This window comes from Herminiimonas aquatilis (assembly GCF_042665175.1).
GTDB lineage: Bacteria > Pseudomonadota > Gammaproteobacteria > Burkholderiales > Burkholderiaceae_D > Oxalicibacterium > Oxalicibacterium aquatilis.
Genome location: NZ_JBHTCC010000001.1, coordinates 518,302 through 539,495, shown reverse-complemented (window position 1 = coordinate 539,495; position 21,194 = coordinate 518,302). Strand labels below are relative to the sequence as shown.

Annotated in this window: 22 protein-coding genes; 19 read left to right on the top strand and 3 right to left on the bottom strand. The window is 53.3% G+C overall.

The features are described from left to right. Positions 1 to 26 precede the first annotated feature (26 nt). The 14 genes from ACFQO0_RS02405 to ACFQO0_RS02340 all read left to right on the top strand — a co-directional run bounded on the left by ACFQO0_RS02405 (position 27) and on the right by ACFQO0_RS02340 (position 14,840). Positions 27 to 461 (top strand): ExbD/TolR family protein, encoded by a 435-nt coding sequence (locus ACFQO0_RS02405; protein ID WP_382232446.1) that lies wholly within the window; start codon positions 27 to 29, stop codon positions 459 to 461. 74 nt (positions 462 to 535) lie between these two features. Beyond that, on the top strand, positions 536 to 1,600 hold the full coding sequence (gene lpxK, locus ACFQO0_RS02400; RefSeq protein ID WP_382232445.1) for a tetraacyldisaccharide 4'-kinase: 1,065 nt from the start codon (positions 536 to 538) through the stop codon (positions 1,598 to 1,600). Then, a complete protein-coding gene (locus ACFQO0_RS02395) occupies positions 1,581 to 1,763 on the top strand; it encodes a Trm112 family protein (RefSeq protein ID WP_382232444.1) in 183 nt (60 codons plus the stop codon). The genes lpxK and ACFQO0_RS02395 overlap by 20 nt, the downstream gene beginning before the upstream one ends. Positions 1,764 to 1,792: 29 nt before the next feature. Next, complete coding sequence (gene kdsB / locus ACFQO0_RS02390; protein ID WP_382232443.1) at positions 1,793 to 2,542, top strand: 3-deoxy-manno-octulosonate cytidylyltransferase; 750 nt, start codon at positions 1,793 to 1,795, stop codon at positions 2,540 to 2,542. 170 nt (positions 2,543 to 2,712) lie between these two features. After that, positions 2,713 to 3,369, top strand: coding sequence for an adenylate kinase (adk, locus tag ACFQO0_RS02385; RefSeq protein ID WP_382232442.1), 657 nt, complete (start codon positions 2,713 to 2,715; stop codon positions 3,367 to 3,369). A gap of 265 nt (positions 3,370 to 3,634) precedes the next feature. Next, on the top strand, positions 3,635 to 5,785 hold the full coding sequence (locus tag ACFQO0_RS02380) for a sodium-translocating pyrophosphatase (RefSeq protein ID WP_382232441.1): 2,151 nt from the start codon (positions 3,635 to 3,637) through the stop codon (positions 5,783 to 5,785). 161 nt (positions 5,786 to 5,946) lie between these two features. After that, complete coding sequence (gene ggt / locus ACFQO0_RS02375; protein WP_382232440.1) at positions 5,947 to 7,737, top strand: gamma-glutamyltransferase; 1,791 nt, start codon at positions 5,947 to 5,949, stop codon at positions 7,735 to 7,737. A gap of 134 nt (positions 7,738 to 7,871) precedes the next feature. Further along, positions 7,872 to 9,116: a patatin-like phospholipase family protein gene (locus tag ACFQO0_RS02370; RefSeq protein ID WP_382232439.1), complete on the top strand. Its 1,245-nt coding sequence runs from the start codon at positions 7,872 to 7,874 to the stop codon at positions 9,114 to 9,116. Positions 9,117 to 9,208: 92 nt separating this feature from the next. Beyond that, positions 9,209 to 9,583, top strand: coding sequence for a guanyl-specific ribonuclease (locus tag ACFQO0_RS02365; RefSeq protein ID WP_382232438.1), 375 nt, complete (start codon positions 9,209 to 9,211; stop codon positions 9,581 to 9,583). Positions 9,584 to 9,640: 57 nt separating this feature from the next. Continuing rightward, positions 9,641 to 10,039: a barstar family protein gene (locus ACFQO0_RS02360; RefSeq protein WP_382232437.1), complete on the top strand. Its 399-nt coding sequence runs from the start codon at positions 9,641 to 9,643 to the stop codon at positions 10,037 to 10,039. 159 nt (positions 10,040 to 10,198) lie between these two features. Beyond that, entirely contained in the window at positions 10,199 to 10,849 is a 651-nt protein-coding gene (gene purN / locus ACFQO0_RS02355; RefSeq protein ID WP_382232436.1) for a phosphoribosylglycinamide formyltransferase, read from the top strand. Between the two features lie 56 nt (positions 10,850 to 10,905). Next, positions 10,906 to 12,168, top strand: a complete 1,263-nt coding sequence (locus tag ACFQO0_RS02350) for an RsmB/NOP family class I SAM-dependent RNA methyltransferase (protein ID WP_382232435.1) — start codon at positions 10,906 to 10,908, stop codon at positions 12,166 to 12,168. Between the two features lie 15 nt (positions 12,169 to 12,183). After that, positions 12,184 to 13,524: a mechanosensitive ion channel family protein gene (locus tag ACFQO0_RS02345; protein WP_382232434.1), complete on the top strand. Its 1,341-nt coding sequence runs from the start codon at positions 12,184 to 12,186 to the stop codon at positions 13,522 to 13,524. A gap of 122 nt (positions 13,525 to 13,646) precedes the next feature. Further along, positions 13,647 to 14,840, top strand: a complete 1,194-nt coding sequence (locus ACFQO0_RS02340; RefSeq protein WP_382232433.1) for a DesA family fatty acid desaturase — start codon at positions 13,647 to 13,649, stop codon at positions 14,838 to 14,840. Positions 14,841 to 14,996: 156 nt separating this feature from the next. Here the strand turns inward: ACFQO0_RS02340 and rpmG are convergent, their stop codons facing one another. The 3 genes from rpmG to radC form a co-directional block, all read right to left on the bottom strand. Beyond that, entirely contained in the window at positions 14,997 to 15,164 is a 168-nt protein-coding gene (gene rpmG, locus ACFQO0_RS02335; protein ID WP_009667251.1) for a 50S ribosomal protein L33, read from the bottom strand. Positions 15,165 to 15,189: 25 nt separating this feature from the next. After that, on the bottom strand, positions 15,190 to 15,426 hold the full coding sequence (gene rpmB, locus ACFQO0_RS02330) for a 50S ribosomal protein L28 (protein WP_011871857.1): 237 nt from the start codon (positions 15,424 to 15,426) through the stop codon (positions 15,190 to 15,192). A 253-nt stretch (positions 15,427 to 15,679) separates the two neighbouring features. Then, entirely contained in the window at positions 15,680 to 16,354 is a 675-nt protein-coding gene (gene radC, locus ACFQO0_RS02325) for a RadC family protein (RefSeq protein WP_382232432.1), read from the bottom strand. A gap of 153 nt (positions 16,355 to 16,507) precedes the next feature. Here radC and ACFQO0_RS02320 point away from each other — a divergent pair, with 153 nt between their 5' ends. From ACFQO0_RS02320 to ACFQO0_RS02300, 5 genes are all read left to right on the top strand, one after another. Beyond that, positions 16,508 to 16,963, top strand: a complete 456-nt coding sequence (locus tag ACFQO0_RS02320; protein WP_382232431.1) for an FKBP-type peptidyl-prolyl cis-trans isomerase — start codon at positions 16,508 to 16,510, stop codon at positions 16,961 to 16,963. A 147-nt stretch (positions 16,964 to 17,110) separates the two neighbouring features. Continuing rightward, on the top strand, positions 17,111 to 18,040 hold the full coding sequence (gene ispH / locus ACFQO0_RS02315) for a 4-hydroxy-3-methylbut-2-enyl diphosphate reductase (RefSeq protein WP_382232430.1): 930 nt from the start codon (positions 17,111 to 17,113) through the stop codon (positions 18,038 to 18,040). Positions 18,041 to 18,254: 214 nt separating this feature from the next. Next, complete coding sequence (locus ACFQO0_RS02310; RefSeq protein ID WP_382232429.1) at positions 18,255 to 19,184, top strand: branched-chain amino acid ABC transporter permease; 930 nt, start codon at positions 18,255 to 18,257, stop codon at positions 19,182 to 19,184. Between the two features lie 9 nt (positions 19,185 to 19,193). Continuing rightward, positions 19,194 to 20,408 carry an ABC transporter permease subunit gene (locus ACFQO0_RS02305; RefSeq protein ID WP_382232428.1) on the top strand — a complete coding sequence of 405 codons (1,215 nt, stop codon included), beginning with the start codon at positions 19,194 to 19,196 and terminating at the stop codon, positions 20,406 to 20,408. Between the two features lie 10 nt (positions 20,409 to 20,418). Beyond that, positions 20,419 to 21,192 carry an ABC transporter ATP-binding protein gene (locus ACFQO0_RS02300; protein WP_382233991.1) on the top strand — a complete coding sequence of 258 codons (774 nt, stop codon included), beginning with the start codon at positions 20,419 to 20,421 and terminating at the stop codon, positions 21,190 to 21,192. The last annotated feature ends 2 nt before the right edge of the window (positions 21,193 to 21,194 follow it).

The following is a 21,194-nucleotide window of genomic DNA, read 5'->3' as shown; positions in this document are numbered from 1 at the left end:
CGAAAAGCCACTGAAAGAAACGCCTCATGAATTTTCGCAAAGGGCAGGGTCGCGAAGATCCCGAAATCAATCTGATCGCCTTCATCGACGTCTTGTTGGTGATCCTGATTTTTTTGATGGTATCGACCAGCTACAGCAAGTTCACCGCGCTGCAAATCACCTTGCCGACTGCCGATGCAGAAAAGGCGATGGAGCGGCCGTTTGAAATCAACGTCATCGTTGATGCACAAGGTCGTTACGCAATCAATAACACGCGTGTTGCTGTACAAAATCCGGAAGCACTGGCTGCCGAGTTGACTGCGGCAGCGGCGGCATCCGGCAAAACCAATGTTGATCCTGTCGTGATCATTGCGGCTGAAGCCACTGCCACGCATCAAACCGTGATCAATGTATTGGAAGCGGCGCGCATTGCCGGTTATTCCAAGGTCACATTCGCAGCACAAACCAGCGGTAAAAAGTAAGTCCTGTCATATTGGTGCTGCGCTTTTGAGCGCAGCGTTTGCAGGCAGCTTCTTTCATTCACGGAATCACGCCCTTGGCCCTGGAACGTTCCTCCCTAGAAGATTTTTTGACGCGAACCTGGACGCATCGCGGCTGGCCCGCGCGCATGCTGTTGCCACTATCCTGCGTGTTCGGTGCATTGGCGGGCTTGCGACGATGGTCATATCAGGCGGGAATTTACAAGGCTCAGCGCTTGCCGGTTCCTGTAATCGTCGTTGGCAATATCTTTGTCGGCGGTACCGGCAAAACACCGCTGACGATCTGGCTGGTGCACACGCTGAAGCAGGCCGGTTATACGCCGGGTGTGATATCGCGCGGTTACGGCGGCAAGAAATCATTTGCGCAGGAAGTGACTGCATCGTCACTGGCACAAGAGGTGGGTGACGAGCCTTTGCTGATTGCATATCGGGCGCAGTGCCCGGTAGTCGTCGGGAGGGACCGCATTGCGGCGGCCACCTCCTTGCTGGCCGCGCATCCGCAAGTCGATGTGATCGTGTCCGACGACGGCTTGCAGCATTACCGGTTGGTGCGCGATATAGAGATCATCCTGTTTGACACGCGCGGGGTTGGCAATGGCTGGTTGTTGCCGGCGGGACCTTTGCGCGAACCGGTATCGCGCCGTCGCGATTTCACCGTCTTGAACGGCTCGGCCGAAAAAACGCCGATGCAGGAAGAGGTTTTTCAAATGCATTTGTCCGGCGTGATGGCGGAACCGCTGGCGTCTTCGAGTACCGAAGAAGGTCACGCCCTGTCGCGTGCACTGCGCTCATTTTCCGCTGCGACCACCGGATTTTCACCAGCGCGCATTCTGGCTGCGGCCGGAATCGGCAATCCATCCAGGTTTTTTGCGCAGTTGAGCAATGCCGGTTTGCAGTTTGACGAGTTGCCTCTGCCCGACCATTACGATTACCTCGATAATCCATTTGCCGATGTGGCTGCAGACGTGATTCTGATCACGGAAAAGGATGCAGTAAAATGTCGACAGAATGATGCAATAAGAAACGACCCGCGTATCTGGGTCGTACCCGTAACGGCGCATCTTGATAACCCGTTTGCCAAAAGAATTGTGGAGAAACTTCGTGGACACTCGCCTGCTTGATATTCTGGTTTGCCCCATTTGCAAAGGGCCGCTGGAGCACGACAAAAAAGCGCAAGAACTGATTTGCAACGCCGATAAACTCGCGTATCCCATCCGCGATGGCATCCCTATCATGTGGGCCGATCAGGCGCGCGATCTGCAAGCTACACCTTCAGCCGGCTGAGGCTGGCTGCGCCATTCCGGAATCCGCTGATGTCTTTTACTGTCATTATTCCTGCCCGTCTCGCTTCCACCCGCTTGCCGAATAAACCGTTGGCTGATCTCGGCGGCAAGCCGATGATCGTACGCGTGGCTGAGCGCGCGATGCAATCGGGTGCGGCACAAGTCATCGTCGCGACCGATCATGCCGATATTTTTGCGGCATGCACGCACAACAACATCGCAGTGCAAATGACGCGTGCCGACCACCCGTCGGGTACCGATCGTATTGCCGAAGTGGCGGCAGCACTCGGCTTGTCCGCCGATACGGTGGTGGTCAATGTACAGGGCGACGAACCTTTGATTGATCCATCGCTGATTGCAGCCACGGCGCGTTTGATTGCCCATGATGTACCGATGGCAACGGCTGCGCATGCAATTGATGACATGGCTGATGCATTCAATCCGAATGTGGTGAAAGTGGTATTGGATAAGGCGGGACGTGCACTTTATTTTTCCAGGGCAACAATTCCCTGGCATCGCGACGGTTTTGCACAGAGCAAGGATGTGATGCCTGCTGCGTATTCACCGCTGCGCCATATCGGTTTGTACGCTTACCGCAATGACTTCCTGCAGGCGTATCCGCAACTGGCTGTTTCCCCACTGGAACAAGTTGAAGCGCTGGAGCAATTGCGCGTGTTGTGGCACGGGGTGCCGATTGCAGTCTACGTTACGCCGCACGCGCCTGCGGCGGGGGTAGATACACCGGAAGACCTGCAGCGCGTACGCCATTATTTCGCTTAGTGATTGCGTTTTATACTGCGGCGCAACAAACGCAAATTATCGGTTTGATATAATTTTGTGGTAAGTTTCGTGCAAAGTTCATAGCTTATATCTATAGATCAAGACTATCCCCGGTGCCGCTTTTGCGCCCTTCGGAAATAGAATTCAAAAACTCGTTTTAGGAAAAATTCATGCGCCTCATCCTTTTAGGAGCGCCTGGTGCCGGTAAAGGCACGCAAGCTGGTTTCATCAAAGAGAAATTCAACATCCCGCAAATTTCGACGGGTGATATGTTGCGCGCGGCGGTCAAGGCCGGCACACCGCTGGGCATCGCCGCTAAAAAAATCATGGACGAAGGCGGCCTGGTTTCCGATGACATCATCATCGGTTTGGTCAAAGACAGATTGAAAGACGCAGACTGCGCCCATGGTTATCTGTTCGATGGATTCCCGCGCACGATTCCACAGGCAGATGCAATGAAGGATGCCGGTGTGGCGATCGACTACGTGCTCGAAATCGATGTGCCGGATGAGGCGATCGTCGAGCGCATGAGCGGTCGTCGCGTGCATCCAGCTTCGGGTCGTACCTATCATGTCAAATTCAATCCACCGAAGGCCGAAGGTCGTGACGACATCACAGGTGAAGAATTGATCCAGCGTGACGACGACAAGGAAGAAACCGTCAAGAAACGCCTGTCGGTTTATCACGAACAAACAGAAGTGCTGGTTGGTTACTACAATCAATGGGCCGCATCCGGCAAACCGGGCGCTCCCAAATACCGCAAGATCGCCGGTGTCGGTCCGGTCGATCAGATTCGCGACAGCGCATTCAAAGCGTTGGAAGGTTAAAGAGAAAGCGGACCATGTGTCCGCTTTTTTCATGCCTGTGCAATAGCGTGAGCAATAAGTTTGGCATCACTTGTCCTTGCTCCCGTATCGCTATAGCATGAAGACATATTGATGGCAGTATCAGACTCAGCCAGCCCTGGCATCCAAAGAATAACAAGGGCGACGGAAAGTTTTGCAGTACGCAGTTCGGAGGACGTTTTTTTAAATGTCGGTCGTAATGTCGTAGTGGTTAACTAAGTCGTTAAAAAAAATTGGAGGAGTCGATATGGCATCAAGTATTTGGTTCGCCATTGCATGCGGCGTCATTGCCGTTGTTTATGGTTTGATCTCACGTAGCTGGATCCTGAGGCAGGATGCCGGCAATCCTCTCATGCAGGAAATCGCCAGTGCGATTCAAACCGGTGCCGCCGCCTATCTTGCGCGACAGTACCGCACGATTGCCGTCGTCGGTGCGGTACTCTTCATCATCATTGCGATTGTGCCCGGACTCGGTTTGAAGACTGCCATCGGTTTTCTGATCGGCGCCGTGTTATCCGGCGCTTGCGGTTTTATCGGCATGAATGTTTCTGTGCGTGCCAATGTACGTACTGCGCAAGCTGCAACCAAAGGCATGAATGAGGCACTCGATGTCGCTTTCAAGGGCGGTGCTATTACCGGCATGCTGGTAGTCGGTTTGGGCTTGCTCGGCGTCACACTTTTTTACGTCTACCTGATTACCTACGGTGCTGGTAATGCGGCGAACTTGCACGATGCAATCACACCTTTGATTGGCCTCGCATTTGGTGCGTCGCTGATTTCCATCTTTGCGCGACTCGGCGGCGGTATTTTTACCAAGGGCGCCGACGTCGGTGCCGATCTGGTAGGCAAGGTCGAGGCGGGTATTCCCGAAGACGATCCGCGTAATCCGGCCGTGATTGCCGATAACGTAGGCGATAACGTGGGTGATTGCGCCGGCATGGCAGCAGATTTGTTCGAGACCTATGTCGTTACCCTGATTGCGACCATGTTGCTGGGTTCCTTGATGTTGAAAGGAATGGAGCTGCAGGCAGCGATTTATCCCTTGTTGCTGGGCGGAGTATCCATCCTTGCTTCCATCGTCGGCTGTACGATGGTGAAAGCCAAGCCCGGCAAGAAAATCATGTCGGCCTTGTACACCGGTTTGTGGTGGGCCGCAATCTTGTCGCTGATCGGCTTTGCGGTCGTTACCTGGACGGTGATGCCGCCTGAACTGCGCATTCCGATGATGGGTTCTGCCATAGTCGGTATCGTTCTGACCGGTTTGATGGTCTACATCACAGAGTATTACACCGGCACCGATTTCAAGCCGGTGCAGCATGTGGCACAGGCATCGACCACCGGTCACGGCACCAATATCATTGCCGGCCTTGGCGTATCGATGCGCTCGACGGCATGGCCTGTTGTTTCGGTGTGCGGCGCGATCCTCGCATCGTATTGGCTGGGCGGTTTGTACGGCATTGCGATAGCCGCGACGTCAATGCTGTCCATGGCGGGCATCATTGTCGCGCTGGATGCATATGGCCCGATCACCGATAACGCCGGCGGTATTGCCGAAATGTCAGGCATGCCGGAATCGGTGCGCGCGATTACCGATCCGCTCGATGCAGTCGGCAATACGACCAAGGCCGTGACCAAGGGTTATGCGATCGGATCGGCTGGTCTGGCGGCGCTGGTACTGTTTGCCGACTACACACATGCACTGGATTCTGTAGGCAAAAGTACTGCCTTTGACTTATCGAATCCTTTGGTGATCGTCGGCCTGTTCATCGGTGGCTTGATCCCCTATCTGTTCGGAGCAATGGCAATGGAAGCAGTCGGGCGCGCAGCCGGTGCCGTGGTGATGGAGGTGCGACGCCAGTTCCGTGACATCAAAGGCATCATGGATGGCACAGGCAAACCGGAATACGATAAAGCCGTCGATATGCTGACCACTGCTGCCATCAAGGAAATGATCGTGCCTTCCTTGCTGCCGGTAGTCATACCGATTCTGGTCGGCATGATATTGGGACCTGCAGCCTTGGGCGGCTTGCTAATGGGTGCAATCGTGACCGGCATCTTTGTGGCGATTTCTATGACTACAGGTGGCGGTGCCTGGGACAATGCGAAGAAATACATAGAAGACGGCCATCATGGCGGCAAGGGTTCGGAAGCACACAAAGCAGCGGTAACCGGCGATACGGTCGGCGATCCCTACAAGGACACTGCGGGCCCGGCCGTCAATCCCTTGATCAAGATTATCAATATCGTGGCCTTGCTGATTGTCCCCTTGTTGCCTGCTACTGGTTTGCAGGTCGCGGCGCAACCTCTTGGTGTGACAGAAGTCACTATCATTCAACCGGCGACGACCGTTGTTGTGCCAGTCAACAAAATTGTCATTCCTCTGCCTGACAAGCCTTAGCGCAGTGCATCATGTAAAAGGCAGCGGCAGCTGCCTTTTTTATTGGCTGAAGGTGCTTCAATTTATTGCTGGTTTCAGACGCTGTACTTTGCGGCGCGACAGCAGACCTCAAGCGGTTTACACTGAGACCGCCGTCCCGCTTGTCACACATGGAATCCTGCATGCTTAAATCACCGCTCGTCGCGTCTCTCTTTGTTTTTTTGTTCACCAGCTTGCTTGCAGGTTGCAGCACTGCACCGCTTGGCAACAAGCCTGTTCCTATCGAACCGGAAGGCAGTAGCGGTTATACCGAAAAAAACGGCTGGATGGCGCAGCGCTTTATGGTGGCGGCGGCCAATCCGCTGGCGGTCGATGCCGGTTATCACATGTTGAAGGCGGGCGGTTCGGCATTGGATGCGGCGATTGCGACGCAAATGGTATTGGGCCTGGTTGAACCGCAATCGTCGGGCATAGGCGGCGGTGCGTTCATGCTGTATTTCGACGGCGCAAAGATCGATGCATTTGACGGCCGTGAAACAGCGCCGGCCAGCGCCAACGAAACACTATTCCTATCCCCCGATGGCAAGGCGATGCCTTTTCATGAAGCGGTAGTGGGCGGTCGGTCGGTCGGTGTGCCTGGGGTGCTGCGCATGTTGGCGCTGGCGCACAAGCAATATGGCAAGTTGCCGTGGCATGTATTGTTTGAGCCTGCAATCAAGCTTGCGCGCGATGGCTTTGCTCTCAGTCCACGCCTGGCGATATTGCTGGAATCAGAAACGTATTTGAAAACCGATCCGGTAGCCGCAGCCTATTTCTATGATGCACAAGGCAAGTCACGACCTGTAGGTTACCTGTTAAAAAATCCGGCATTGGCAGCGACCCTGCAAAAAATTGCGACAGAAGGTGTCGATGCTTTTTACACGGGAAAAATCGCGCAAGACATTGCACGCAAGGTAACGCAGCATCCCACCAATCCAGGTGGTTTGACGGTGCAGGATCTCGCCGGCTATCAGGCAAAAACGCGCACGGCGATTTGCAGCGATTATCGCGTCTGGACTGTGTGCGGGATGCCGCCGCCTTCATCGGGAGGTATTGCGATCGCACAGATCCTGGGCATACTGGAAACCAAGGATATGCGCGCACTTGCGCCTGTGGACGGCGTGCTCGATCCGGAAGCAGTGCATCTGTTTACCGAAGCTGGGCGCTTGGCTTATGCCGATCGCAATCGCTACATTGCCGATACTGATTTTGTTCCGTTGCCAGAAGGCGGCTTGCGTGCGCTGCTGGATAAAAAATATCTGGCGCAGCGCGCAGCATTGATCGGTGACCAGTCGATGGGGCGGGCGCGTGCTGGCATGCCTTTCCGGCAGCAGCTGGCTTGGGGCACGGATACATCGCCAGAACTGCCATCGACTTCGCATATTTCCATCGTTGACGGCGACGGCCATGCCCTGGCAATGACGACCACGATAGAAAACGGCTTTGGCTCGCGTCAGATGGTAGGTGGCTTTTTATTGAACAATGAATTGACCGATTTTTCTGCCGAAGCGGTAGATGCCGACGGCCCGATTGCGAATCGCGTGCAGGGCGGAAAACGTCCACGCAGTTCCATGTCGCCAACCCTGGTGTTTGAAAAAGGATCGAAGAAGCTGGTGCTGTCGGTCGGCTCGCCAGGCGGCTCTGCCATCATCAATTATGTCAGCAAGACGCTGATAGGCATGATGGATTGGGGCCTCAATGTGCAAGAGGCGATCAATCTGCCGAATATCGGTAGCCGCAATGGCCCGACTGAACTGGAACAAGGACGTGTGCCGGATACATTGATCAGGCAATTGAAAGCCAAAGGGCATGAAGTGCAGATCATGGAACAAACCTCGGGATTGCACGGCATTATGCGTTTGTCCGTACACGGCGAAGACGTCTGGTTCGGTGCCGCCGATCCAAGGCGCGAGGGAATTGCCAAAGGGGATTGAGGGATTATTTCTCAAGCCATCGCCGAAAAATCGCAGGCTCGCCAAGGCCGCAATCATCCAGCTGGTTGGTCGAGATATATGGCAGCTGCAGTGATACTTGCCCGAAACATCAAACACCCTAATAATTGGTTTCTATGCACACTCAAAAGAAAATCGGACTAGTACTGACGGGTGGTGGCGCCAGGGCTGCATACCAGGTCGGTGTCCTGCACGCCGTATCGGAAATATTGAACGGCACGGGGTGGGCGCCCGAACGTAATCCCTATGACATCATTTGCGGCACGTCGGCCGGTGCGATCAATGCGACTGCCTTGGCATGTCACGCCGATGACTTCACTGCCGGCTTGAACAAGGTCGTTCAAGTGTGGGAAAACTTCACTGCCGAACAAGTGTATCGGGCCGATTCGCTGGGTGTTCTGCGTTCTGGAGCAAGATGGTTGTCGCTGCTGTCTTTCGGCTGGCTGATGCGTCAATGGAAGGCCAATCCCCCCAACTCCTTACTCGACAATACGCCGCTCGTCAGTCTGCTCAATCGCATGCTGAATCTGCCGCGGCTGGACGCGGCGTTGGTTGATGGAAAATTACACGCCCTGGCAGTGACCGCTTCCTCCTATACGGCCGGCAAGCACATCACGTTCTATCAAAGTGAAGTCGATATTGCTCCTTGGGTGCGTACGCAGCGCGTTGCGGTTCGCAGTCAGATCGGGGTCGAGCATTTGCTGGCATCGTCAGCCATACCCTTGATTTTTCCGGCCACGCCGATTTACTGCGAAGGTCGTCGCGAATATTTTGGTGATGGTTCAATGCGGCAGATGGCTCCGATTTCACCTGCCATCCATTTGGGGGCAGACAAGATCCTCGTGATTGGTGCCGGACGTTTACTGGAACCTGCCATTGATCCCGCAGTTCATGCGCAATATCCGAGTCTGGCGCAAATCGCCGGCCATGCAATGTCCAGCATCTTCCTCGACAGTATTGCCGGTGATATTGAACGCCTGAATCGCGTTAACCATACCTTGTCGTTATTGAACGATGAGCAAAGAAGCAGGACGCCTTTGCGGCCGGTTGAAATGTTGACGATTGCCCCTTCCGAACGATTGGATACGATCGCCAGCCGCCATATCGGCAGCCTGCCGCGCCCGGTGCGCATGTTGCTGGCAGGCATAGGTGCAACCGAGGTCCGCGGCGCGGCATTGGCATCCTATCTTTTGTTTGAAAAAAGCTACACCTGTGAATTAATTGCCTTGGGCAGGAAAGATGCCGCAGCCCATAAAAATGAAATTCTGGCCTTTTTCGCGAGTCAGAGGACAGATGAAAAGGGTAGTGCGGAATCGAAAAACACAGATCGCAGTGTAGTAGAGCCAACGCTTACGGGTTGATTCCGTTAACGCAACACGTTACTCTCCTGTGTCGGCGCGACAGATATGTCACCGTCTGGCCATGAATTAACCGCATTTATGAAGGAATTTCGGTGAACGTTAAATTAATCACACGTTTTTCCCTGTTTTTCGCTACATTATTACTTTCTTTCAATGCTTTTGCCTTCGATTCCGGCGTGCTTGGCACCATACAAGCAAGGGATTTACCACCTGAGGCAAGGCAAACCATCGTATTGATTCGTCAGGGCGGCCCTTTCCCTTATGAGAAAGATGGCTCCGTGTTTGGAAATTACGAAAAGATTTTGCCGCAACAAAAGCGCGGGTATTATCGCGAATTTACCGTGAAAACGCCCTATGCCCGCAATCGGGGGGCGAGGCGGATTATTACCGGCGGAGAGAAAAGCAGGCCGCACGAATATTATTACACCGCCGACCACTATAGAAGCTTCAAACGAGTTATCGATTAGGTGAGCGATTGAAGTTGAGTTTGACGTTAATAGTAAATTGCTGGAGATGAGGGATAAATGAGTTTGTTTAAAACCGTGCCGTCAAATGTAGTGCAATCGATCCGTGCTTTCCGTGTGGCCGATCTGCAAGCGGAGGCTGCACAGCTTGGGCAACATTTTCTGTATGCACACTGCGCGCACGCGACAACCAAGCAACAGGTGCTTGCCACCATTGCAGAAGCGTTTCAGTTTCCCCGTCATTTTGGTAAAAATTTCGACGCATTGTCGGATTGCCTGACCAGCCTTCCGCACAAGGCAGGGTCGCAACCAGGCTTTCTGGTGGTCCTAGAACAGTTGCCTAATACACCAAAATTCGACAAGGAAGCGCGGGAAACATTGCTAGACGTATTCCGCGATGCAGCTGATTTCTGGGCGGATAAAAAGATCGCATTCCGCGTGTTTTACTCTTTTCAGTAATTTTTCCATGATTCGGCCGTGCCAGCGCGGCTGATCTGTTTTTCATCTTTTCTATTTTCCAGACCTGATGGCCGCCACGCGCCGTCTTTCGCCAATTTGTTTCCGTTTGCCGTCCCCGGATGAAATGCCGCAAGTCCGCGGTACGGTACAATGCGCGCCATGAGAACAATCGTCATTTTGATTTCCGGCCGTGGCAGCAATATGCAAGCCATCATTCGGGCCGCGCAAAATGAGAAATGGCCAGTCAAGATTGCCGCCGTTATCAGCAATCGGGCCGATGCCAGCGGTTTGCGCCACGCGGCTGAACAGGGTATTCCGGCGATTGTCGTTCCGCACAAAGATTACACAACGCGGGATGCATTTGACTCCGCGCTGCAAAGCAGAATCGATGAGTTTGCGCCGGATCTGCTGGTTCTGGCAGGATTCATGCGGGTCCTGACGCCACGTTTTGTCGCGCATTACGCAGGGCGGATGTTGAATATTCACCCGTCCTTACTGCCGAGTTTCACCGGTTTGGCGACGCATCGACAAGCATTGGCAGCAGGCGTAAAGATTCATGGTGCGACCGTACATTTTGTTACCGCGGATCTTGATCACGGCCCCATCGTGTCGCAGACGAGCGTGTCGGTATTGCCGGACGATACGGAGGAAACCTTGGCGGCACGCGTGCTGGAACAGGAGCACATCATTTATCCGCAAGCCATTCGCAGCTTCATCGAGGGGCGCTTGTCGCTGGTTGATGGCGTGGCTTGCATCGCAACAGACAAAGTCGAGCCGTCGGCTGACTCAATAAACGGCTTGCTTAAGTAACCAGGCTAAGCAGCCAAGCAGAAATAACTGCAAAAATACTTTATGAAGGAATATGTATGAGATTGCCTCCCGCGATCATTAATAACACTGAAGAAGTGTTACGCGAAATTTTGCGTTTTACCGGCCCGGCTGACGGCACCTTGTCACGCTATTTCCGTGATCATCCCCGACTCGGTTCGCGTGAACGCGGCGTGGTTGCTGAAGCTATCTACGGCTTGCTGCGCAACAAGGCGGTCTATACAAGTTTTGCAGAGTCCGGCAATGGCCCGACCATGCGTCGCATGACCTTGCTCGGTTTGGCGGATGCGGTCGGCGTTGATTCGCTTGCGGGTTTGAGCGAAGAAGAAACCGAATGGCTTAATCACGTGATGCAAATTGATCGCACTTTGTTGCCTTCCATGTTGCGTGCGAATTTGCCTGAATGGCTGTTCGATAAGTTGGTTGCGCGCGACGGTGAAACCGCTACGTTAGAGCTGGCGCACGCGATGAATCAACCGGCGCCGCTGGATCTGCGTGTCAACGCAATCAAGGCGACGCGTGACGATGTTGTCAAGGAATTAGCCGAAGCCCCGATTTTGTGCGAGTTCACTCCGTTTGCACCGCTTGGTATTCGCATCATCAAAAAACCAACTTTGCAAAATCTGCCTTTGTTTAAAAGTGGTGCGATTGAAGTCCAAGATGAAGGCAGCCAGTTGTTGTCGCAAATCGTCGGCGCGAAACGCGGTGAAATGGTCGTCGATTTTTGTGCTGGTGCTGGTGGCAAGACCTTGTCGCTGGGTGCAACGATGCGCAATACCGGTCGCTTGTACGCGTTTGATATTTCTGAAAAACGTTTGGCCAAGTTGAAGCCTCGTCTCGCCCGTAGCGGATTGTCGAATGTGCATCCGGTATTGATCGCGCATGAGAACGATACCAAGGTAAAACGTTTGGCTGGCAAGATCGACCGCGTATTGGTCGATGCACCTTGCAGTGGACTGGGAACCTTGCGTCGCAATCCGGATGTTAAATGGCGTCAGACCCCGCAATCGATCGTTGAATTAAATGAAAAGCAGACTTCGATTCTGGCAGCGGCTGCGCGTTTGGTAAAAGCTGGCGGACGTTTGGTTTACGCGACATGCAGTATTCTGAACGAAGAAAATGAAGCGATCGTCGAACAATTCCTTGCATCGAGAGATGACTTTGTTTTAGTGCCTATGAGTGATGTGTTGGCCGAACAGAAAATTGATTTGGCGATGGATTCCTATTTGAAATTGTCACCTGCTCAGCACCACACGGATGGCTTCTTCGCGGCCGTTCTGGAACGTAAAGTTGCAGCCTAAAATCTGAACGGAAAAATGAATCAAAACCTGCTTTCCAATCTTTGGGCTGACTTCTCGACTGAAATGGGCGTACCCGCGTTGCGCTGGCAGTTACTTGCCCTGATCGTTTGTTTCGTACTCGGTTGGGCTTTGGCTCGCTTCGCGCGCAGCGTCATTACTGCACGCGAAGAAGAAGTCAATCCGATGCGCCGACTGGGGCTGGAAAGTTTCACACGCGTCCTGTGGCCTCTGCTTACCTTGCTGTTGCTGGTCGTTGCCAAGCCGATGTTGCTGCGTTGGGGCGGTGGCGTTGATCTGGTTCGTATTGCAATTCCGCTGGTAGGTTCTTTCGCATTTATTCGTTTGCTTTCGTATGTCATGCAACAAGCATTTGCGCAGGGCGGCCGTTTGGGCGGATTCGCTTTACTCACGAGCAAAGGGTTTGCGTTCTTGATATGGATCGTGGTTGCGATGCATATCACGGGGCTGTTACCAGATCTTGTTGAACTACTTGAAAACACCGCCATCCCGCTTGGGCGCAACAAAATATCTGTCCTGATGGTGCTGCAGGGCGCGCTTTCAATTTGCATTACATTGGTGATTGCCTTGTGGGCATCCGCCATGCTGGAAGAACGCTTGATGGGCATCGTTTCCATCCACTCTTCGATGCGTGTCGTGCTGTCGCGCATGGGCAGAGCCTTGCTGATTTTGATCGGACTTCTGTTGAGCCTGTCTATGGTCGGGATTGATTTAACCGTGTTGTCGGTTTTTGGTGGTGCGCTTGGTGTTGGTTTGGGTTTGGGTTTGCAGAAAATCGCCAGCAGCTATGTATCTGGTTTCATCATTTTGCTGGAACGCAGTTTGACGATAGGCGACACCGTTACGCTGGATAAATTTTCCGGACGTGTGTCGCAGATCAATACGCGTTACACGGTTTTGCGCAGCGGCGATGGTATCGATACTGTAGTGCCAAACGAAATGTTTGTCTCCAACGCCGTACAGAATTTTTCGCTGACTGATAGCGTGGTGCAAGTGACGACACGCATTAGCGTCGATTACCGTACCGATATCGATCTCGCCTTGCACCTGCTGCAAGAAGCTGCGCTTGGTCATGAACGTGTGCGCAAGGGACCGGATCGTACGCCCGGCGCGACATTGCTCGCATTCGGCGCGGATGGCATCGATTTGCAACTCGGTTTTTTCGTGAATGATCCTGAAGGACGCGGCGGCGTACTTTCCGATGTCAATCGAGCAATCTGGCGCTCATTTCAAGAGCATAAAATCAGCGTTCCTTTTCCTCGCAGGGAAATAAGGTTGATTGATGAGCAATATGGTGCGATAAAAGAGCGCTTAAATTCGCCACAAAGCCCCGACTAGCCTGATTCTCGCCCCTAAAAAGGGTACAATTCTCCTCGAATTTTCAGTTGCCCCTCGTTTTTGTGCGAAGGGACACCATATAAGTTATCCCTGACTATGCCATTCAAAATGGAGCCTCAACGATGTTAGATGCAGTACTCGATTTTCTGTCCAACGGCCTGACCCGCGCGAGCGGCTGGGAAGTGTTTTTCTATGCACTCGCCGTTACCCATATCACCATCGCTGCAGTGACGATCTATCTGCATCGCTGCGCAACACATCGCGGTCTGGATTTGCATCCGATTCCTAGTCACTTTTTCCGCTTCTGGCTTTGGATGACATCCGGCATGGTCACCAAGGAATGGGTTGCTATTCATCGCAAGCATCACGCCAAATGTGAAACAGTAGATGATCCGCACAGCCCGGTAACCCGTGGCATCAAAAAAGTGTTTTTTGAAGGCTCCGAGTTATACCGTGCCGAAGCAAAGAACATGGAAACGATGGAAAAGTACGGTTACGGCACGCCGGACGACTGGCTCGAACGTAATCTCTATACAGGCCGCAGCGCGACTGGCATCGTTTTAATGTTGATCATCAACGTCTTGTTGTTCGGCGTGATCGGCGTATCGGTTTGGGCACTACAAATGGCATGGATTCCGATTACCGCTGCGGGCATTATTAACGGTATCGGCCACTACTGGGGTTATCGCAACTACGAATGCAACGATGCGGCAACGAATATCTTCCCCATCGGCATTCTGATTGGTGGCGAAGAACTGCATAACAATCACCACACGTTTGGGACATCGGCCAAGCTGTCGTCGAAATGGTATGAGTTCGATATCGGCTGGATGTATATCCGGATACTGGAAACAGTCGGCTTGGCTACCGTTAAAAAAGTGGCGCCAGCACCGAAATTTGAACATGGCAAATTGCACATGGACTTCAATACGCTGCAATCAGTGATTTCGAATCGTTACGATGTAACAGCGAAGTATGCAAAGTCCTTGAAGCTGGCATGGCACGAGGAGCTCGAGCATTTGAAGGAAAAAGCCCAGCTGGAATCGGGTTTTCTGAAGTCCGTCAAAAAATTGCTGCATCGCGAACCGACCAAACTGGAAGCGCCGCATAAGGAACAGTTGACGCAATTGTTCGCGCACAGCAAGGCCTTGAAAACGATGCACGAAATGCGTGTCGAACTCGGTGCGATCTGGGAGCGCTCACACGCTAGCCGTGAGCAGCTGCTGCATCAGTTGCAAGATTGGTGCGTACGCGCTGAAGCGTCTGGTATTACCGCGTTACGTGACTTCTCCCTGCGTCTGCGTAGTTACGCTTAAACGTCTTCATGAATGTCAAAAAGCCCGAGTGATCGGGCTTTTTTTATGTGTGGTGCAAACGCAAGCAAGGGCAAGAACCGATTGCAGCTCGACGAGAGAATGGACGAAAAAAAACCGCTCTAATGAGCGGTTTTTTATGAAAAACGAGATGATCGATTATTTGATCTTCGTTTCTTTGTATTCAACATGCTTGCGGACTTTTGGATCAAATTTCATGATCGACATTTTTTCCGGAGTCGTGCGCTTGTTTTTGGTAGTCGTGTAGAAGTGACCCGTACCGGCGGTCGATTCCAACTTGATTTTGTCGCGGCCAGATTTCGCCATGATGGTTCCTTAAATATTCTGCTAGTTAGACTTTTTCGCCACGAGCACGCATATCGACTAATACGGCATCAATGCCGATCTTGTCGATGACGCGCAGGCCGGCGTTGGACAGACGCAGGGAAACCCAGCGATTTTCCGACTCGACGAAAATGCGGCGATTTTGCAAGTTAGGCAAAAAACGACGTTTCGTTTTGTTGTTTGCATGGGAAACGTTGTTGCCGACCATCGGCCCCTTCCCAGTGACTTGGCATACACGTGCCATATTTGTGCTCCTAAAGATTTCCGGAATTGGAAAAAACGTGAGTATATCTAAAAAATCGAGATTATTCAACGACTTGCGTAAATTAATTGTGTCTTGTTAGTTAAATTAATTTAACAATTTGTGTGTTCAGCAATTCACACTCTTGAAAGTCAATACAGTTACGGTTTTCTGCGGGCGCTCTGCCCGAACCGCTAGCGAAGGGTGATAGCTTTGCCGCATGGAATACGGTCTTTCTCCAGGACGCACTCTGACCTCATAACTGCCCATGTTCGGTAAACGAATAAACGTGTTTACCTGCCACGACAAAATGATCCAGTACGCGAATGTCTATCAGTGCCAAGGCTTGCTTGAGCGCCTGTGTCAGAGTGTGATCCGCAGCACTGGGTTCAGGCGTGCCGGAGGGATGATTGTGCGCGAGTATTACGCTGGCAGCATTGTGCCCCAGTGCTACCTTAACGATTTCTCTTGGATAAACGCTGGTGTGCGTCAATGTTCCGCGGAACATCTCTTCGCAGGCGATCAATCGATTCTTGACGTCTAAAAACAGCACTGCAAACGATTCGTATGCTTTTCCACCCAACAGCAACTGCAGATATTGTTTGACGGCTTGTGGCGAGCTGAGTGTGACCCCGGCTTGTAGTTCTTCGGATAGCGAACGCTTGGCCAGTTCCAGTACGGCTTGTAGCTGCGCATACTTTGCAGGACCCAGCCCGTTCAACTTTGAGAAATCGTGGAGTGAGGCGGCAAACAAGCCGTTCAAGGAGCCAAAGTGTTGCACCATATCGCGCGCCAGATCGACGGCACTTTTGCCTGCCACGCCGACGCGCAGGAACACTGCCAGCAATTCGGCATCTGACAGGATCGTCGCACCATGTTTGATCAAGCGCTCGCGTGGGCGCTGTTCTTCGGGCCAGTCGGTAATCGCCATATTCTTTTCTCGGGGGAGGAGTGGGAGTGCAAGGGCATGGCTTGGGACGCACATGCCTATGTTTTAATTTGCAGCAGTCCTGAATGGCCGAATGCTTAGCGCGGCCGGGCAACGTAGCTTAAAATAGCCGTTGTTGTGCAATACGGAATTCTAATGTCAAATTTACCACATCCTGTTGTTACCGAAACTGCCTATTTGACTTTGCACTACCGACTGGCATCGGTCGCCGGCGACGATATCGTCAGCACCTTTGCGGATAATCCAGCCACGCTGCAATTGGGAAAAGGGCAGTTGGCGCCATTTCTGGAAACGTGTCTGATCGGTTTGGAAGAAGGCGCGCATCAGACATTTGAATTGCCGCCTGAACGTGCATTCGGTCCACGTAATCCTGAACTGATTCGTCCGGTATCGCGTGCTACGCTGGAACAGAATTCCGGGCCGACAGAAGATTACGTCATTGGTGATTTGGTGGAATTTGCAGCGCCTGGCGGTGGCCAGTTTGCCGGCGTATTGCGCGAGATCGACAATGAAAATGCAGTGTTCGATTTCAATCATCCGCTGGCGGGACAAACGCTGCAGTTTGAAGTCAAAATCATCGGCGTCATGTAACGGTCTGGTAGTGAAGCGTAGCGCCGCGCAGTCGTGCAAGTGGCCGCGAATGCAACAAACATATTCAAGAGCGAGATGCGTTTAGTCCATAAGCATCGCTTAAGTCAGAACAAGCCTGTACAAGGTGCAGGGCATCAAAGGATAAAGATGGATACGGAAATTTTACTGGCTCAACCACGCGGCTTTTGTGCCGGTGTCGATCGAGCGATTGAAATCGTCGAACGCGCGCTGACCGAATTCGGCGCGCCGATTTATGTACGACATGAAATCGTGCATAACGCCTATGTCGTGACTGACTTGCGTAACAAGGGCGCAATTTTTATCGAAGAGCTGGAAGATGTCCCCGCCGGGAATACCGTGGTGTTTTCTGCGCATGGCGTTTCCAAAGCGGTGCAGGCGGAAGCCGAGCAACGCGGCTTGCGCGTTTTCGATGCGACCTGTCCGCTGGTCACCAAGGTACATATCGAAGTTGAGAAAATGCGCCGCGATGGTCGCGAGATCGTCATGATCGGCCATGATGGCCATCCGGAAGTCGAAGGGACGATGGGGCAGACCGAAGATGGCATGCATCTGGTTGAGACGGTGGACGATGTTGAGAAATTGCAGGTCAAGAATCCTGATCTGATTTCCTACGTCACGCAAACTACCTTGTCTATCGATGACACGGCTGATGTCATTGCTGCGCTCAAAAGCCGTTTCCCCAATATCTCCGAGCCGAAGAAGGCCGACATCTGTTATGCCACCACCAATCGACAAGAGGCGGTCAAGTTCATGGCGCCGCAAGTCGATGTCGTGATCGTGGTCGGCAGCCCGAACAGTTCCAATTCCAATCGCTTGCGCGAAGTCGCGCGCAAGAAAAATGTGCCCGCCTATATGGTCGATAACGCATCGCAGATCGATCCTGATTGGGTGCAAGGCAAGTTACGCATAGGGCTGACGGCTGGCGCATCTGCACCCGAGGTATTGGTGCAAGCCGTTATCGACAAGTTGAAGGAGTACGGCGCGAAGAGCGTGCGCACGCTCGAAGGCGTGGAAGAGCACGTTATCTTCCCCTTGCCCAAGGGTTTGAAGCGCTAGTTCAATGACGGTCTGTCTTGCGGCACCCATGACGGGGTGCCGTTTTTATTTGGCAGGAACGATTATTGCGGCGGACGTGCCCCAGTAACAGTGGCGGAAAGCGCAGGCAAAACGACGATGGCGAACGTAGCGCGGTAAACGTCTCAAGATTTCAATCATTGCCGACGAACTTAATCGGCAAACACTTGATACACGATCAGGAGAGCAAGCATCCATGGATATCTTTATCCAGCAAATCATCAACGGTCTGGTGCTCGGCAGCATGTACGCATTGGTCGCGCTCGGCTATACGATGGTGTATGGCGTCCTCAACCTGATCAACTTCGCGCATGGCGACGTGCTGATGATAGGAGCGATGGCAGGTTTGACGATACTGAAGATGGTGAATACGGTAGCGCCGGATTTGCCAGGCATTGTCAAATTGATGATCGCCATCCTCGGCGCGATTCCAGTTTGCGTCGGTGTCAACGTATTGATCGAGCGCGTCGCCTACCGTCGCTTGCGCAATGCGCCGCGCCTGGCGCCGTTGATTACCGCGATCGGCGTATCCATCCTGTTGCAAACGTTTGCCATGATGATCTGGGGACGCAGCCCGATTCCTTTCCCGCAAGTGATGCCGGGCGAACCTTTGCACATCATGGGTGCACTGATTTCTCCGGTGCAGGTGATGTTGCTGGTGCTGGCGGCGATTGCCATGGGTTTGCTGGTGCTGTTGATTGAAAAAACAAAAATGGGACGGGCCATGCGCGCAACCGCAGAAAATCCGCGCGTCGCCGGTTTGATGGGGGTGGATTCCAACCGCGTGATTGTGATGACCTTTGTCATCGGAGCAATCCTGGCCGCGATTGCCGGCGTGATGTGGGCCGCCAATTATTCTTCCGCCCAATTTGCGATGGGATTCGTACCTGGCTTGAAAGCATTTTCAGCCGCCGTGCTGGGTGGTATCGGCAATATTTATGGCGCCATGCTCGGGGGCATTTTGCTCGGCTTGATTGAGAGTCTCGGCGCAGGTTATATCGGCGATCTGACCGGCGGTTTCCTCGGCAGTCATTATCAGGACATCTTCGCCTTTGTCGTCCTTATCATTGTGTTGACGCTCAGACCGTCCGGCATCATGGGTGAACGCGTGCCGGACAGGGCGTAAGGGGAAATCATGTCCAATTATTTCGACGTCAAAAACAATCCGCGCAAAGCCTGGACCGGCTTGCTCGTCATCCTGGCCATTGCGCTGGTGTTCCCCTTCATCGCGCAAAACTTTGGCAATTCCTGGGTGCGCATCATGGACTTCGCGCTGCTTTACATCATGCTGGCTCTGGGCTTGAACGTGGTAGTCGGTTTTGCCGGCTTGCTGGATCTGGGCTATATCGCGTTTTATGCGATCGGTGCCTATCTGACGGCCTTGCTCGCATCGCCGCAGTTTGCCGTCGTGCTGGAATCCTTCGTCAATCAATATCCGGCGATCGGTGCCACCTTGATGTGGATTTTCGGTCCCGAGATTGCACAGAACGGCATTCATTTGTCGATGTGGGCGATCGTGCCGCTGGCCGCCCTGGTCGCCGGATTTTTCGGTGCGTTGCTGGGTGCGCCTACGCTCAAACTGCGCGGTGACTATCTGGCGATCGTTACCCTGGGCTTTGGCGAAATCATCCGCATCTTCATGAACAACCTGAACGGCCCGGTCAACATCACCAACGGTCCGCAAGGGATCAACATGATCGACCCGATCCGTATTTTTGGTGTGTCCTTGAATGGTGAAGAAGGATCGGCATCGACCGTCATGCTCGGCAATTACGCGATGCCGTCGGTGAATGCGTACTACTTTTTATTCCTGGCCCTGTGCATCGCGATTATCTTCATCTCGGTGCGTTTGCAGAATTCGCGTTTGGGCCGCGCCTTTGTCGCGATACGAGAAGATGAAATTGCCGCGAAGGCGATGGGCATCAACACGCGCAATGTCAAGTTGCTGGCCTTTGCGATGGGCGCTTCTTTTGGTGGTGTGGCCGGTGCCATGTTCGCTTCCTTTCAGGGTTTTGTATCGCCGGAATCCTTCTCCCTGACCGAATCGATCGCCGTGCTGGCAATGGTGGTGCTGGGCGGCATGGGCCATATTCCCGGTGTGGTGTTGGGCGGCATTCTGCTTGCTGCATTGCCGGAGGTGCTGCGGCATGGGGTAGAGCCGCTGCAGCAATCACTGTTCGGCGAGGTGCTGGTTGATGCAGAAATCCTACGCCAATTGCTGTACGGCCTCGCCATGGTATTGATCATGCTGATCCGTCCAGCCGGGCTGTGGCCTGCACCCAAGAACGAAGATCGTCCCACATCGGATACCGATACTGCGGCGAAATCGACCGATGTCGTGGCAGTGTGAGGGAGTCATGATGAGCACCTCGCAAACCATTCTCAATATTGCCAATGTGAGCAAGCGCTTCGGCGGCCTGCAGGCGCTGACCGACGTCAACGTCAAGATCATGCAAGGTCAGATCTATGGCTTGATCGGGCCGAACGGTGCCGGCAAGACCACTTTCTTCAATGTGATTACCGGCTTGTATCAAGCCGATACCGGCAGCTTCGAACTGGCCGGCAAGTCTTATTCGCCGTCGGCTCCGCATGAAGTCGCGAAGGCCGGTATTGCGCGCACCTTTCAAAACATTCGTTTGTTCGGCGAGATGACAGCACTGGAAAATGTGATGGTCGGTAGGCACGTGCGCACGCATCAGGGCTTGTTCGGCGCAGTCTTTCACCACAAGGCAGCGCGCCGCGAAGAAGCGGAAATTCGAACGCGTGCGATGGAGTTGCTGGACTTCGTCGGCATTGCACAGTTTGCCGAGCGCACCGCGCGTCATTTGTCATATGGCGATCAGCGCCGCCTCGAAATTGCACGCGCATTGGCGACCGACCCGCAATTGCTGGCACTGGATGAGCCTGCCGCCGGAATGAATGCGACCGAGAAGCTGGGTCTGCGTGAATTACTGGTCAAGATCAAGGCGGAAGGCAAGACTATTTTATTGATTGAACATGACGTCAAATTGGTCATGGGTTTGTGTGATCGCATTACGGTGCTCGACTACGGCAAGCCGATTGCCGAAGGCGTGCCAGCCGATGTGCAAAAGAATCCGGCCGTGATTGAAGCCTATCTCGGCGGCGGTCACTGATG

What these genes read in the sequence shown, in the direction of transcription:
- ACFQO0_RS02405 (WP_382232446.1), top strand. Translation starts at nt 27, where the DNA reads ATGAATTTTCGCAAAGGGCAGGGTCGCGAAGATCCCGAAATCAATCTG.
- kdsB (WP_382232443.1), top strand. Translation starts at nt 1,793, where the DNA reads ATGTCTTTTACTGTCATTATTCCTGCCCGTCTCGCTTCCACCCGCTTG.
- adk (WP_382232442.1), top strand. Translation starts at nt 2,713, where the DNA reads ATGCGCCTCATCCTTTTAGGAGCGCCTGGTGCCGGTAAAGGCACGCAA.
- ACFQO0_RS02380 (WP_382232441.1), top strand. Translation starts at nt 3,635, where the DNA reads ATGGCATCAAGTATTTGGTTCGCCATTGCATGCGGCGTCATTGCCGTT.
- ggt (WP_382232440.1), top strand. Translation starts at nt 5,947, where the DNA reads ATGCTTAAATCACCGCTCGTCGCGTCTCTCTTTGTTTTTTTGTTCACC.
- ACFQO0_RS02370 (WP_382232439.1), top strand. Translation starts at nt 7,872, where the DNA reads ATGCACACTCAAAAGAAAATCGGACTAGTACTGACGGGTGGTGGCGCC.
- ACFQO0_RS02360 (WP_382232437.1), top strand. Translation starts at nt 9,641, where the DNA reads ATGAGTTTGTTTAAAACCGTGCCGTCAAATGTAGTGCAATCGATCCGT.
- purN (WP_382232436.1), top strand. Translation starts at nt 10,199, where the DNA reads ATGAGAACAATCGTCATTTTGATTTCCGGCCGTGGCAGCAATATGCAA.
- ACFQO0_RS02350 (WP_382232435.1), top strand. Translation starts at nt 10,906, where the DNA reads ATGAGATTGCCTCCCGCGATCATTAATAACACTGAAGAAGTGTTACGC.
- ACFQO0_RS02345 (WP_382232434.1), top strand. Translation starts at nt 12,184, where the DNA reads ATGAATCAAAACCTGCTTTCCAATCTTTGGGCTGACTTCTCGACTGAA.
- ACFQO0_RS02340 (WP_382232433.1), top strand. Translation starts at nt 13,647, where the DNA reads ATGTTAGATGCAGTACTCGATTTTCTGTCCAACGGCCTGACCCGCGCG.
- rpmG (WP_009667251.1), bottom strand. Translation starts at nt 15,164, where the DNA reads ATGGCGAAATCTGGCCGCGACAAAATCAAGTTGGAATCGACCGCCGGT.
- rpmB (WP_011871857.1), bottom strand. Translation starts at nt 15,426, where the DNA reads ATGGCACGTGTATGCCAAGTCACTGGGAAGGGGCCGATGGTCGGCAAC.
- radC (WP_382232432.1), bottom strand. Translation starts at nt 16,354, where the DNA reads ATGGCGATTACCGACTGGCCCGAAGAACAGCGCCCACGCGAGCGCTTG.
- ACFQO0_RS02320 (WP_382232431.1), top strand. Translation starts at nt 16,508, where the DNA reads ATGTCAAATTTACCACATCCTGTTGTTACCGAAACTGCCTATTTGACT.
- ispH (WP_382232430.1), top strand. Translation starts at nt 17,111, where the DNA reads ATGGATACGGAAATTTTACTGGCTCAACCACGCGGCTTTTGTGCCGGT.
- ACFQO0_RS02310 (WP_382232429.1), top strand. Translation starts at nt 18,255, where the DNA reads ATGGATATCTTTATCCAGCAAATCATCAACGGTCTGGTGCTCGGCAGC.
- ACFQO0_RS02305 (WP_382232428.1), top strand. Translation starts at nt 19,194, where the DNA reads ATGTCCAATTATTTCGACGTCAAAAACAATCCGCGCAAAGCCTGGACC.
- ACFQO0_RS02300 (WP_382233991.1), top strand. Translation starts at nt 20,419, where the DNA reads ATGAGCACCTCGCAAACCATTCTCAATATTGCCAATGTGAGCAAGCGC.